We start from the raw sequence: 12,320 nt of genomic DNA, 5'->3' as shown, positions 1-12,320 counted from the left end.
GCCCGCGCACGGCGGTTCCCCCGCGTAACCTCGGGTAACAGGACACTGTCGTCCAGGAAGGGGTGATGACGATGACGTCACGCACCGCCAAGTCCCCCGCCCGCCCGGAGCCGATCGCGGCCCTGCATCTCGGGTCCGGCGACCCGGTGCTGCTGTTGCACGGATTCATGTTGTCGCCACACTGCTGGGAGCAGGTCGCCCACCGCATGGCCGCCCACTGCGAGGTGTACGCACCCGCGTTCGCCGGGCACTGGGGTGGGCCGAAGGTCGAGGGCTGGACGCTCGACGTGTACGCCCTGGCCGACCAGATCGAGGACCAGCTCGACGAACTGGGCTGGCGCACCTGCCATATCGCGGGCAATTCGCTCGGCGGCTGGGTGGGTCTCGAGCTCGCGCGACGCGGCCGGGCCCGCACCCTCACCACCATCGCGGCGGCGGGCGGTTGGGCCTCGCCCTCGATCACCCAGATCAGGATCGGCGTCAAGTTCGCGTCGCTGCTGCCGTTCATCGCGGTCGGCAGGCGTCTCGGTGACGTCGCGCTCAACAACCGGCTGGTGCAGCACGCCACGGCGCTGCTGCTGACCAAACGCACCGGAGCGGTGCCACGCCACGAACTGGTCACCACGCTCATCGCCGCGCTGCACTGCGACGTGATCGTGCCGCTGATCCTCGGCAGCCTGCGCGCGCCCGGCATGGACGACCTCGCTGAGCTGGAAACACCCATCCGCATGCTGCTCGCCGAGTACGACCGGATCATCCCCAACAGCGTCTACGCCACCCATTACCTGCGCGAACTGCCCGCGTCGGCGGATCGCATCCTGGTCCACGGGGTGGGGCACGTACCGATGCTTGAGGCCCCCGACCGGATCGCGACGCTCATCGCCGAGCACATCTACGCCAGCCGGGGGCACCTGCGCGCGGTGTGATCAGCGCGCGAGCAGGCCCTTGGCGATGTGGGTCACCTGGATCTCGTTGCTGCCCGCGTAGATCATCAGCGACTTGGCGTCGCGGGCGAGCTGTTCGACGCGGTACTCGCTCATGTACCCGTTGCCGCCGAACAGCTGCACGGCCTCCATCGCCACCTCGGTGGCGGCCTCGGAGCAGTACAGCTTCATCGCCGAGGCCTCGGCCAGGCTCGGCGGCTTGCCGGCCTTGCTGCGCTCGAGCACGCTGAACACCATGTTGCGCACATTGATCCGCGCGACTTCCATCTTGGCCAGCTTGAGCTGGATCAGCTGGAAGCGTCCGATCTCCTGACCCCACAGGGTGCGGTTGCGCGCGTAGTCCACGCACAGCCGGTGGCATTCCTCGATCACGCCGAGCGCCATGAAGCCCACACCGATTCGCTCGGCGGTGAAACTCGCTCGGGCGCTTTCTCTTCCGTCACCACCGCGGTGGTCCTCGGTCTCGCCGAGCAGCCGGTCCTTACCGAGCCGGACGTTGTCGAAGAACAGCTCGCCGGTGGGTGAGGAGTGCAGGCCCATCTTCTTGAACGGTTTGCCCTGGGTGAGACCCTCCATGCCCTTGTCGAGCACGAAGGTGAGCACCTTGCGATCACGCTTGTCGGCACCGTCGCCCTCGTCGAGCTTGGCGTAGACGATGATCACGTCGGCACACGGGCCGTTGGTGATGAAGGTCTTCTGGCCGTTGAGGATGTAGTCCTCACCGTCGCGTTCGACGCGAGTCTTCATGCCGCCGAACGCATCCGAGCCGGAATCGGGTTCGGTGATCGCCCAGGAGGCCACCTTGCGCAGAGTCACGATGTCGGCGAGCCAGCGCTGCTTCTGCGCGAGCGTGCCACGCGACATGATGGTGGTGGCGCCCAGGCCGATACTCACCCCGAGCGCGGACACCAAACCCATACACACGCCGGACAATTCGCTGATGAGCACCGCCATCATCGACTGCTGATCGCCGAACGGGCCGCGCTTGCTCCCGCCACCCTCTCCGCTCTCCTCCTTGGCGAGCATCTTGGTGACCATGTCCTCGGCCATGGTGTCGATGCCGAACTGACTGAACAGCTTTCGCAGTATCGGGTACGGCAGCATCTCGCCGCTGTCGAGGGCGTCGAGGTGCGGGCGAACCTCCTTGTCGATGAAGGTCCGCACGGCATCGCGGATCATCAGATCGGTTTCGGACCACTCGAACACTGTTCGCTCCTGACGTTCGTCTTCTGCGAAACATACATCCGTGCTTGTTTCCGCGTGGACGGTTTCGGTGACCCCGGTCACCCTCGCGGTACGTAACAGCGGCGTAACGAATCGGAAAATACCCGTCTACATCCGTGCACGACCGTCGGTGAGTCGCCGAATTCGAGCGGCAGCGGATGAAGGAGAGAGGTAAATGGCCGGAGTAGATACCGCCGCCAAAGAAACACTCGAGGACTACACGCTGCGCTTCGCCCCCCGGAGCTACCGAAAATGGAGTCCGGCGGTAGTCGGCATCTCCGCGCTCGGCGGCATCGCGTATCTGGCCGATTTCGCGATCGGTGCCAATATCGGCATCGCGCACGGCACCGGAAACGCCCTGATCGGCATCGGTATCTTCGCCGTCGTCGTGATGCTCACCGGCTTTCCGCTCGCCTATTACGCGGCGCGCTACAACATCGATCTCGACCTGATCACGCGCGGTAGCGGATTCGGTTACTACGGGTCGGTGATCACCAATATCGTGTTCGCCTCGTTCACCTTCATCTTCTTCGCGCTCGAAGGTTCGATCATGGCGCAGGGCCTGGAATTAGGGCTCGGAATTCCGTTGTGGCTGGGGTATCTCGCCTCGACGGTCATCATCTTCCCGCTGGTCATCTACGGCATGAACACCCTGGCCAAACTGCAGGTGTGGACCACGCCGCTGTGGCTGTTGCTGATGGTCGCGCCGTTCGGGTTCCTGCTGGTTCGCCACCCCGAGTCGGTCGGTTCGTTCTTCGCCTACGGCGGTAAGGACGGCCAGGGTGTGAGCGTGTCCGGTGCGCTGCTGGCCGCCGGTGTGTGCCTGTCGCTGATCGCCCAGATCGCCGAGCAGATCGACTACCTGCGCTTCATGCCGCCACGCACCCCGGAGAACCGGGCCAAGTGGTGGGGCTGGATGCTGCTGGCCGGGCCCGGCTGGGTGCTGTTCGGTGCGGCCAAGCAGGTGGTGGGCCTGTTCCTCGCGGTGTACCTGATCGCGAATCTGCCCGCCGCCCAGTCGATCGCGAACCAGCCGGTGCACCAGTTCCTGGAGATCTACCGCGACATGGTTCCCGGCTGGCTCGCCATGACGCTCGCGGTGGTGCTCGTGGTGATCAGCCAGGTGAAGATCAATGTCACCAACGCCTACTCCGGCTCGCTGGCCTGGACCAACTCCTACACCCGCGTCACCAAGACCTACCCCGGTCGCCTGGTGTTCCTCGTGGTGAACCTGGTCGTCGCGCTGATCCTGATGGAAGCCAACATGTTCGACTTCCTCAACAGCATCCTCGGCTTCTACGCCAACTGCGGCATCGCCTGGATCGTCACCGTCGCCACCGACATCGCGGTCAACAAGTACCTGCTGAAGATCTCGCCGAAGGTGCCGGAGTTCCGGCGCGGGATGCTCTACGACTTCAACCCCGTTGGCCTGGTCGGTTTCGGGTTGTCGGCGGTGCTGTCGATCATGACCTTCTTCGGCCTGTTCGGTGAGCTGTTGAAGCCGTACTCCCCGCTGGTCGCGGTCCTCGTGTCGTTCATCGCCACCCCGCTCACCGCGCTGGCGACCAAGGGCAAGTACTACCTGCGCCGCTCCGACGACGGCATCAAGACTCCGATGTTCGACGAACACGGCAACCCCTCGGGCGAACTACTCCCCTGCCACGTCACCGGCCTGGAGTTCGAGCGCCCCGACATGATCGCCTCGGCCGTCCCGGGTCCCGAGGGAGAGATCCAGTACATCTCCTCGCTGGCCTTGTCGACGGACAAGCACGGCGTGCACCTGCTGCCTCGCCAGCACTGATCCGTCATCGAAGGCCGTGCGGGCTTCTGCCCGCACGGCCTTCGTGGTGTTCACAGCATTTTGCGCACGACACGCGAGGGCAGGACGCGCAGGGCGTAGCCCAGGGGCACCCACGGCCAACTGGGGACATATGCCTTGGCGTGGCGCTTCTCGATCGCCGCGACCATAGCGCGTACGCCGGTTTCGGTGTCGACCATGAACTTCGGCTCGTGTTTGATGCGGTCGTTCATCTCCGAGCGGATATAGCCCGGGTAGATCACCGAGACATCCACGCCGGGAACAGCTTCGGCGCGTAGTCCCTCGGCGAGTGCGGCGACTCCGGCCTTGGTCGCGGCATAGGTGGTGAGGGTTTTGGGCATTCCACGCAGGCCGGAGATCGAGGAGATCATCACCAGGTGGCCCCGGCCCTGAGCGCGGAAGATCTGCATGGCCGCCTCGGTTTGGGCCAGCGCCGCAAGGAAATTCACCACAGCGGTTTCACGGTTGGCCGCATGCTTACCGGTACCGAGCGGTGCGCCCTTGCCGAGTCCCGCGTTGACGATCACCCGGTCGATGGTGCCGAACTCGGCGGCGAACTCGTCGAAGACGGTGAACACAGCAGTGTCGTCGGTGACATCGAGCTGTTTCACCGAGACGACCCGGTCGGGGTGTTCGGCGAGGATCTCGGTGCGCAGCTCGTCGAGGCGCTCGGTGCGGCGGGCGCACAGGCCGAGGTCGTAGCCGAGGGCCGCGAACTGGCGGGCCATCTCCGCGCCGAGCCCCGAGCTGGCACCGGTGATGAGAATGGTGCTCATGACGCCTGCCCTGTCGACGGGCACGTTTCGTAGTGCGATTCCATCCACCCACGCTAGCCAGTCGGGGCGGCGACGCCGACCGGATCTGTCGATCCGGCCGGCGGAGGTGGTCAGCCCTTGTTGTACTTACTGAAGTCGCCGCGCCAGATCAGCTCTTCGGAGGTGATGACCGCGGGGTTCAGCTTGTCGACCGGGACCGCGTAGGCGATCTTGATGGTCTGCTTGGACCCGGGCGGCAGCTTGCCCTCCATGCCGTACTGGTACTTCTTGTCCAGGGACAGCACGTATTCGGCGGCGGTGCCGTCGGCACCGTACACCAGGGTGGGGCGCGACCAGTTGTCGAGCGTGGTCTTTCCCGTGTTGTTGAGCTGGAAGGTGAACACCGACACGGTGCCCTCGCGCTCCACCTCGTCGGCCTCGACCTTCAGGATCGACAGCTCGACACCGGATTCGAGCTTGCCCGTGTCGCCCGGGTTCAGCACGCCGTCGGCGTTCGGCGTGGCAGGCGCCTGGGCGCTCGTCGTGGTGGACGACGGCGTGGCGGGCTTGCCGCTCGGCAGTTCCTCCTGGCATCCGGCCAGCAGCATTCCCGTAGCCACGACGGTGGCGCACAGCGCAATTCGGTTTCGCACGGACAACCCCTCCTGTTGAAAGACGCGCGGGGTCTCCATGAGATCTTCCCCCCGAGCACAGCGAGTGGATCATATACAGCGCGAACCGCCCGCTCGCCTGCCCGGCACCCAACGACCCTGCCCCACCTGCGATTTCCGCACCGAAGTTGCCGTCGCCGACCTGCGATCATGAGTCGCCAAAGCATACCGTTCGTTCCGGTTTTGTCGAAAGCTAGTTGCTACCCAATGGTTTACGTCTCGTATCTATTGAGACTGATCGGTCAAATATGCGAGACTGCGAACCGCTATCCACCATCGAGAACCGAACAGGATCCACCATGTCGTTCACCAAGCTGGTCGCCGCGGGCATCACCGCACTGGCGTTCGGAGCAGTCCTCACCGCGGGCCCCGCCACCGCGGCTCCCCTCGCCCCCGGCGAGCCCGCCCCGGGCGGCGCAACCTCCGGCAGCGCCATCCTCGATGACTTCGCCGACCTCTTCCGCCAGCTCCAGTGCGGCTCCGCCGCCGTCTGCCCCGCCTGAATTCGCACCTGCCCGGGCGGCCTCGACTCCGCCCGGGCAGATCAGGGATTCAGCCGAAGATCTCGTCTGAACTGGTCGCCGTGACGGCCTGCGCCAGCCACGCGTCGAGCTGGTCCAGATCGGTACAGGCAGCGAGCCGCTCGCGTTGAGCGGCAGACAATTCGAGCCCCCGCGCAGTGAGCACCGTCGCGACCGCCCGGGCAGCCTGCTCGGCCCGGCCCTCCTCACGCCCCTCTTCACGACCTTTCGCCACATATTTCGTGGCGATGCGACCCCGGTACTCGGGAGTGTTCTTCATGAGCTCCTCCAGTCGTCGGCTTGCCGCGAGGGTCAACGCGTCGTCGACCAGATCAAGATACATTTTCGCATGTTCGTCGTCGGTTTTCATCAGGCCGGCGAGGAAGGCGGCGAGGACCTCCTCCATATGCGGCCCCGCACCGTGGGCGATAGCCGACAATGTCGCGCGCTCGGGACGGCGTCGGGCTTCGTCGGGGTCGGTCACTACCGGGAAGCGGTCGGGACCTAGCACCAGCGGCTGGACGACGGATCCGACATTGTCGAGCTCGATCGGCTGTTCTGCCCACTTCGCCACCTTTCTGTTCGGCGTCACCACCAACAGCACCACGGGACAGCACAATCTGGACCGCAATGTGGTCAGGTAGACCGGCCACTTCCAGCGCCGAACATCGTCGGCCGCCAACTGGACCTCGACACAGACCCCGAGCACCGGCAGATCGCGATCGTCGTGGGTGCTGAGTGCGAGATCGCCGCGGAACTCCTTCGGCCCGATATCGGTGAAGTCGCACGACTCGGCCCGCATCCGGGACAAGCCGGGTAGCGGGATGCCGAACTCCTCTGCCAGCAACGTCGGTGCCAGCAGAGCGTCGGTGCGGAACAGATCAAGCAAACCCTCGTGGAGGTAGCTCGGCATGCGGAGCACCGTATGCCGCAAGGTATTCCGCGCGGAATCGGTTACGGCGTGTTGGGGGTGGAGCGGCGTGCCAGGAGGACGGTGGCGGTGAAGAGGGCGACGCCTGCGACGGCGAGGACGGCGCCGACGAGGGCGGGGGCGGTGTAGCCGAGGCCCGCGGCGATGACGAGGCCGCCGAGCCAGGCGCCTGCGGCGTTGGCGATGTTGAGGGCGGCGTGGTTGAGGGCGGCGGCGAGGGTTTGGGCGTCGGCGGCGACGTCCATGAGGCGGGTTTGCAAGCCGGGGGCCAGGGCCGCGCCGGAAGCACCGACGAGGAAGGCGCCGATGGCGGCGGTGATCGGGTTGTGGGCGGCGAGGACGAAGCCGGCCAGGATCACCACCATCGCGATCATCGCGGCGAAGATCGACCGGTCGACGCCGCGGTCGGCGAGGATGCCGCCGATGATGTTGCCCGCGATCATGCCGAGGCCGAACAGGGCGAGCACGATCGGCACGGCACCGATCGGCATGCCCGCGACGTCGGTCATGGTGGTGGCGATGTAGGTGTACACGGCGAACATGCCGCCGAAGCCGATGGCGCCGACCGCGAGGGTGAGCAGCACCTGGGGGCGGCGCAGGGCGCCGAGTTCGGTCATCGGGTTGGTGATCTTCATGTCGCTCAGGGCGGGCAGGTAGCGCCACAGCGCGGCCACGGTCGCCACGCCGATGAAGGTGACGACGACGTAGGCGTCGCGCCAGCCGAAATGCTGTCCGAGCCAGGTCGCGCCGGGGACGCCGACCACATTCGCCACGCTGAGCCCGAGCATCACCGCCGCCACCGCCTTGGCCCGCTGCCCGACAGGCGCGAGCGTCGCGGCGGCGAGGGAGGCCACACCGAAGTACGCGCCGTGCGGCAGACCGGACACGAACCGCGCCGCCACCAGCGTCGGGAAGGTCGGCGCGAGCACCGTCGCCGCGTTGCCGAGGGTGAACGCGGCCATCAGCACGATGAGCAGTTTCTTGCGCGGCACCCGCGCGCACAGCGCCGCGATCAACGGCGCGCCCACCACGACGCCGAGCGCATACGCCGACACCGCGTGCCCGGCCGACGGCTCGGAGATGCCGAAGGCCGCGGCGATATCGGGCAGCAGGCCCATGGTCACGAACTCGGTGGTGCCGATACCGAACCCTCCCAGCGCCAACGCGAGCATCGCCGGGACATGCCAGCTGGTGCGTGGCGCGTCGAGGCGTTCGGAGGTCGCGAGGGAAGAAGTCACGCTTCTATGCAACGGGCCCGAGCATCCCACCGCATCCCGAGACCGCCGTGAGTTATCCCACCTGCCACGGCTTCGGTCGACGACAGCACCGGATCGGACCCGCGAAAGCGTTCATCAAGCCCGCTGAAACAGAAACGCTCGCATCAGGCGTTCGATGCGAGCGTTTCACAGCTGTGCGGGTTCGCGGCGCGAACCCGCACGAGTTCACTTCAGTGCGCGAGCCAGGTTGGCGTCCAGCGCACCGAGGAATTCCTCGGTGCTCAGGTAGCCCTGATCGCCGCCGACGAGCAGCGCCAGGTCCTTGGTCATCTGCCCACCCTCGACGGTCTTGATGACGACGTCCTCGAGCGCCTGCGCGAAGCCGATCACCTCGGGGGTGTTGTCCAGCTTGCCGCGGTGCTCGAGCCCACGGGTCCAGGCGAAGATCGACGCGATCGGGTTGGTCGAGGTCGGCTTGCCCTGCTGGTGCTGGCGGTAGTGCCGGGTGACGGTGCCGTGCGCGGCCTCGGCCTCGCAGGTCTTGCCGTCCGGGGTGAGCAGCACCGAGGTCATCAGGCCCAGCGAACCGAAGCCCTGGGCGACGGTGTCGGACTGCACGTCGCCGTCGTAGTTCTTACAGGCCCACACGTAACCGCCCTCCCACTTCATGGAGGAGGCGACCATGTCGTCGATGAGGCGGTGCTCGTAGGTGAGGCCCGCGGCGTCGAACTCGGCCTTGAACTCGGCGTCGAAGACTTCCTGGAAGGTGTCCTTGAACATGCCGTCGTAGGCCTTGAGGATGGTGTTCTTCGTGGAGAGGTACACCGGGTAGTTCTGCTGCAGGCCGTAGTTGAACGAGGCCCGCGCGAAGTCCTCGATGGACTTCTTGAAGTTGTACATACCCATGACGACGCCGCCGTCCTCGGGCATCTTCACGACCTCGTGCACGATCGGCTCGCTGCCGTCCTCCGGGGTGAAGGTCAGCGTGACGGTGCCCGCCTCGTAGACCTTGAAGTCGGTGGCGCGGTACTGGTCGCCGAACGCGTGGCGGCCGATGATGATCGGCTTGGTCCAACCGGGCACCAGGCGCGGCACATTGGAGATGATGATCGGCGCGCGGAAGATGGTGCCACCCAGAATGTTTCGGATGGTGCCGTTGGGCGAGCGCCACATCTTCTTGAGACCGAATTCCTTCACCCGCGCTTCGTCGGGGGTGATGGTGGCGCACTTCACGCCGACGCCGTGCTGCTTGATGGCGTTCGCCGCGTCGATGGTGACCTGGTCGTCTGTCTTGTCGCGGTACTCGATACCGAGGTCGTAGTACTCGAGATTCACGTCGAGATAGGGATGGATCAGCTTGTCCTTGATGAACTGCCAGATGATCCGGGTCATCTCGTCGCCGTCGAGTTCTACGACGGTGCCTTCAACCTTGATCTTGGACATGGATCTTCGTGTCCTCCTCGGTGGGTGCCCTCATTGCACGGCCGGGCGAACACGCTTGTGAGCGGACCCCAGCAGTTCCAACAGACAACGTATATGCCCCGCGTTGTCTGCGGGACGTGTAGGTGCAAACATGACGAGCGTACTGCTGCCCGGGACCTCACCGCGACGGGAGGTCCCGCTGTGCGGCACACCTCGAAACTACTCCGCGCACCCGCACCCCATCCGCCTTCGATCGGTTACCGGGCGGTAACCCCGGCGAGGGCCTCGCGGACCTGCCCGTCCCTGGTCAGACGACAATCGGCGCGGCCGTCGCGCGCTCGTCGCCTTCGATCAGGTTTTCCGGCTTGTCCCTGATCATCAGGGCGATCACGACGGCGGCGGCGAGGAAGAAGCCCGCCCCGACGTAGAAGGCGACGTCGTAGCTGTAGATCGAGGCACGTTCGACGAGATGGTCGACGGTGGGGTGCTCGGCGACGTAGTGCTCGGCGGCCTGCACCGACAGCGTGGTGAGCAGTGCCGTGCCCACCGCGCCGCCGACCTGCTGGGCGGCATTGAGCAGGGCGCTGGCGACACCGGAATCCTCGGCGCGCACCTGGTGCAGCGCGACGGCCTGCATGCCGACGAACAGCGGGCCCATACCGAAGGCCATCACGACCTGGGCGGGCAGCACGCTCAGCGCGTAACCGTCGCCGTAGCTCAGCTGCGCCAACCAGACCAGCCCGATCACGCCGAGCAGGGCGCCGACCACCATCACCGGGCGCGGGCCGAACTTGGGCAGCAGCGAACTGGTGATGCCCGCCGCGATGCCGATGCCGATCGGGAACGGCAGGAACGCGATGCCCGCCTCGAGCGGCGAGTATCCGAGGGTGTTCTGGTAGTAGAAGCTGAGGAACAGGAACATGGCGAACATCGCGATGGGGATCAGCAGCGCGGTGAGCAAAGCACCGCCGCGGTTGATCTCCCCGGGAATGCGCAGGGGCAGCAGCGGATTCGTCGATCGTGCCTCGATGACGACGAAGACCAGGAGCAACGCGGAACCGGCACCGAGCAGTGCGAGCGTGCTCGGCGCCAGCCAGCCGTGCTCGGCGGCCCGGCTGAATCCGTAGACGATCGCGACCAGACCGAGAGTCACGGTGACGGCACCTGGCAGGTCGTAGCCGCCGGTGCGCGGTGCGGGGATGTCGCGGGCGATCACGGCGAGCGCGCCGGCCACCGCGACCAGGGCGATCGGGGTGTTGATCAGCAACGTCCACCGCCAGGAGGCGAACTCGGTGAGCGCGCCGCCGACGATCAGCCCGAACGCCACCCCACCGGCGGTGATCCCGGCGAACACCGCGAACGCGCGCGCCCGTTCGCGCACATCGGTGAAGATCACCGACAGCAGCGACAGCGCCGCGGGCGCGAGCAGGGCGGCGAACGCGCCCTGGAGCCCACGGCCGAGGAACAACTGCACGGTGTTCTGCGCCAGGCCCGCCAGCGCCGAGGCGACGGCGAAGCCGACGAGGCCGACCAGGAAGATGCGGCGGCGGCCCAGGTAGTCGGCCATCCGCCCGCCGAGCAGCAGCAATCCGCCGAAGATCAGCGTGTAGGCGGTGATGGCCCACTGTTTGTCGCCGTCGCTGATGGCGAGGTCGCGCTGGGCGTACGGCAGCGCGATGGTGATGACGGTGGCGTCGAGCACCACCATCAGCTGCGCGGCGGAGAGCACGACGAGCGCCCACCATCGCATCGAATTCGCCGGGGCTGCAGCATCTTCGGGTTTCAGTTCGGTGCCGGTCACCTGGGCTCCTCATCGCTCGGCATGCGTCGGCCAATCCTGGCACTGTGCGACAATTGGCGTCAAGAGAAATTTGTCTGAACGCGACACTTGGCAGGTCGCGACAGGTGGTCGCGCGCAGACGCTAAGCTGGCGAAATGCTCGACTCGACCACTCCGACCGCCTCCGACCGGCCGGCTCCGCCGAGCCTGCGCGAGCGCAAGAAGGCGCAGACCAGGGCCGCGATCGTCGCGATCGGGCTCGACCTGTGCGATACACAGGGCTTCGACGCGACAACCGTCGAGCAGATCGCCGCCGGAGCCGACGTATCCCCCCGCACCGTCAACCGGTACTTCGCGCTCAAAGAGGACATCGTGCTCGCCCCGATCGACGACTTCGGCCACGCCGTCGCCGTCGCGCTGCGCGGCCAGCCCGATACCGGCAACGAACTGCGAGCCCTGTGCGGTGCCTACCTCCAGGTGGTCGAGTCCGAGGCCGATGCCGACGGCCTGCGGTTCCTGCACCAGTTCCTGCAGACGCAGCGGATCATGCGGGCCAGCCAGGCGGTCAACGCGCGGGCACTGGAATACGCGGAGAAGAAGAACGTCGCGGTGTGCGAGGAACTGGCCCGCCGGATGGGGACCACACCCGACGACTTTCTGGTGAAGCTGGTCGCGGGCACGTGGCAGACGCTGTGCCACCTCGCGGTCGCCGACACCGAGCACGTACTGCCCACCTCACCGGAGGCGGCGGTGCGGGTCACCCGCGAAGCGATCCTGCGCGCTTACCACGGATTGCGGCAGGTCTGCGGCGCACCGGCCGACGACACACCAGGCTTCGCCGCACCGGCGGCACGGTGATGTGAGGCAGGAAACGCGGGGGAAGTTTCCCCACCGGCGCGATGTCCGGTTAACATGTCGTCCAAGGTCATGAGTACCAGCGCGAAGCCCCGGCTCGCTGGTCGGCAACCCTCCAGCTGCGGTGGGGTGCTCCGGGTGATGACCGGGCTCCCGAAGGTCGGGAGCAAGCGCGCATTTCA

The 12,320-nt window shown here is 66.4% G+C and carries 11 protein-coding genes and 1 riboswitch; of the genes, 4 read left to right on the top strand and 7 right to left on the bottom strand.

Going from position 1 to position 12,320, the window contains the following annotated elements; all coding sequences use genetic code 11:
* The first annotated feature begins 65 nt into the window (after positions 1 to 65).
* Positions 66 to 926, top strand: a complete 861-nt coding sequence (locus ACSVDM_RS04905) for an alpha/beta fold hydrolase (protein WP_243749858.1) — start codon at positions 66 to 68, stop codon at positions 924 to 926.
* On the opposite strand, the gene ACSVDM_RS04900 is transcribed toward ACSVDM_RS04905, so the two are convergent.
* A complete protein-coding gene (locus ACSVDM_RS04900) occupies positions 927 to 2,150 on the bottom strand; it encodes an acyl-CoA dehydrogenase family protein (protein ID WP_439263121.1) in 1,224 nt (407 codons plus the stop codon). It abuts the gene before it with no gap.
* Positions 2,151 to 2,343: 193 nt separating this feature from the next.
* Between ACSVDM_RS04900 and ACSVDM_RS04895 the strand changes: the two genes are divergently transcribed.
* Positions 2,344 to 3,969: a purine-cytosine permease family protein gene (locus tag ACSVDM_RS04895; protein ID WP_439263120.1), complete on the top strand. Its 1,626-nt coding sequence runs from the start codon at positions 2,344 to 2,346 to the stop codon at positions 3,967 to 3,969.
* 50 nt (positions 3,970 to 4,019) lie between these two features.
* On the opposite strand, the gene ACSVDM_RS04890 is transcribed toward ACSVDM_RS04895, so the two are convergent.
* On the bottom strand, positions 4,020 to 4,763 hold the full coding sequence (locus ACSVDM_RS04890) for an SDR family oxidoreductase (RefSeq protein WP_439263118.1): 744 nt from the start codon (positions 4,761 to 4,763) through the stop codon (positions 4,020 to 4,022).
* A gap of 110 nt (positions 4,764 to 4,873) precedes the next feature.
* Entirely contained in the window at positions 4,874 to 5,395 is a 522-nt protein-coding gene (locus ACSVDM_RS04885; RefSeq protein ID WP_133733978.1) for a hypothetical protein, read from the bottom strand.
* A gap of 317 nt (positions 5,396 to 5,712) precedes the next feature.
* Here ACSVDM_RS04885 and ACSVDM_RS04880 point away from each other — a divergent pair, with 317 nt between their 5' ends.
* Positions 5,713 to 5,916 (top strand): hypothetical protein, encoded by a 204-nt coding sequence (locus tag ACSVDM_RS04880; RefSeq protein WP_439263116.1) that lies wholly within the window; start codon positions 5,713 to 5,715, stop codon positions 5,914 to 5,916.
* 49 nt (positions 5,917 to 5,965) lie between these two features.
* Here ACSVDM_RS04880 and ACSVDM_RS04875 read toward each other — a convergent pair whose 3' ends face one another.
* From ACSVDM_RS04875 to ACSVDM_RS04860, 4 genes are all read right to left on the bottom strand, one after another.
* On the bottom strand, positions 5,966 to 6,847 hold the full coding sequence (locus tag ACSVDM_RS04875) for a hypothetical protein (protein ID WP_439263114.1): 882 nt from the start codon (positions 6,845 to 6,847) through the stop codon (positions 5,966 to 5,968).
* Positions 6,848 to 6,888: 41 nt separating this feature from the next.
* Positions 6,889 to 8,103, bottom strand: coding sequence for an MFS transporter (locus ACSVDM_RS04870; protein WP_439263112.1), 1,215 nt, complete (start codon positions 8,101 to 8,103; stop codon positions 6,889 to 6,891).
* Between the two features lie 204 nt (positions 8,104 to 8,307).
* Positions 8,308 to 9,525, bottom strand: a complete 1,218-nt coding sequence (locus tag ACSVDM_RS04865) for an NADP-dependent isocitrate dehydrogenase (RefSeq protein WP_067490842.1) — start codon at positions 9,523 to 9,525, stop codon at positions 8,308 to 8,310.
* Between the two features lie 286 nt (positions 9,526 to 9,811).
* Entirely contained in the window at positions 9,812 to 11,305 is a 1,494-nt protein-coding gene (locus ACSVDM_RS04860) for an MFS transporter (protein ID WP_439263109.1), read from the bottom strand.
* A gap of 134 nt (positions 11,306 to 11,439) precedes the next feature.
* Between ACSVDM_RS04860 and ACSVDM_RS04855 the strand changes: the two genes are divergently transcribed.
* A complete protein-coding gene (locus ACSVDM_RS04855; RefSeq protein ID WP_067490846.1) occupies positions 11,440 to 12,141 on the top strand; it encodes a TetR family transcriptional regulator in 702 nt (233 codons plus the stop codon).
* A gap of 65 nt (positions 12,142 to 12,206) precedes the next feature.
* A riboswitch (SAM riboswitch) is annotated at positions 12,207 to 12,317 on the top strand.
* Positions 12,318 to 12,320 lie beyond the last annotated feature (3 nt).

The organism is Nocardia sp. JW2, from assembly GCF_051843015.1.
In the GTDB taxonomy this organism is placed as follows: domain Bacteria; phylum Actinomycetota; class Actinomycetes; order Mycobacteriales; family Mycobacteriaceae; genus Nocardia; species Nocardia coubleae.
Note: the sequence above shows the minus strand (reverse complement) of the source record. Positions and strands in the feature narration are given on the sequence as shown.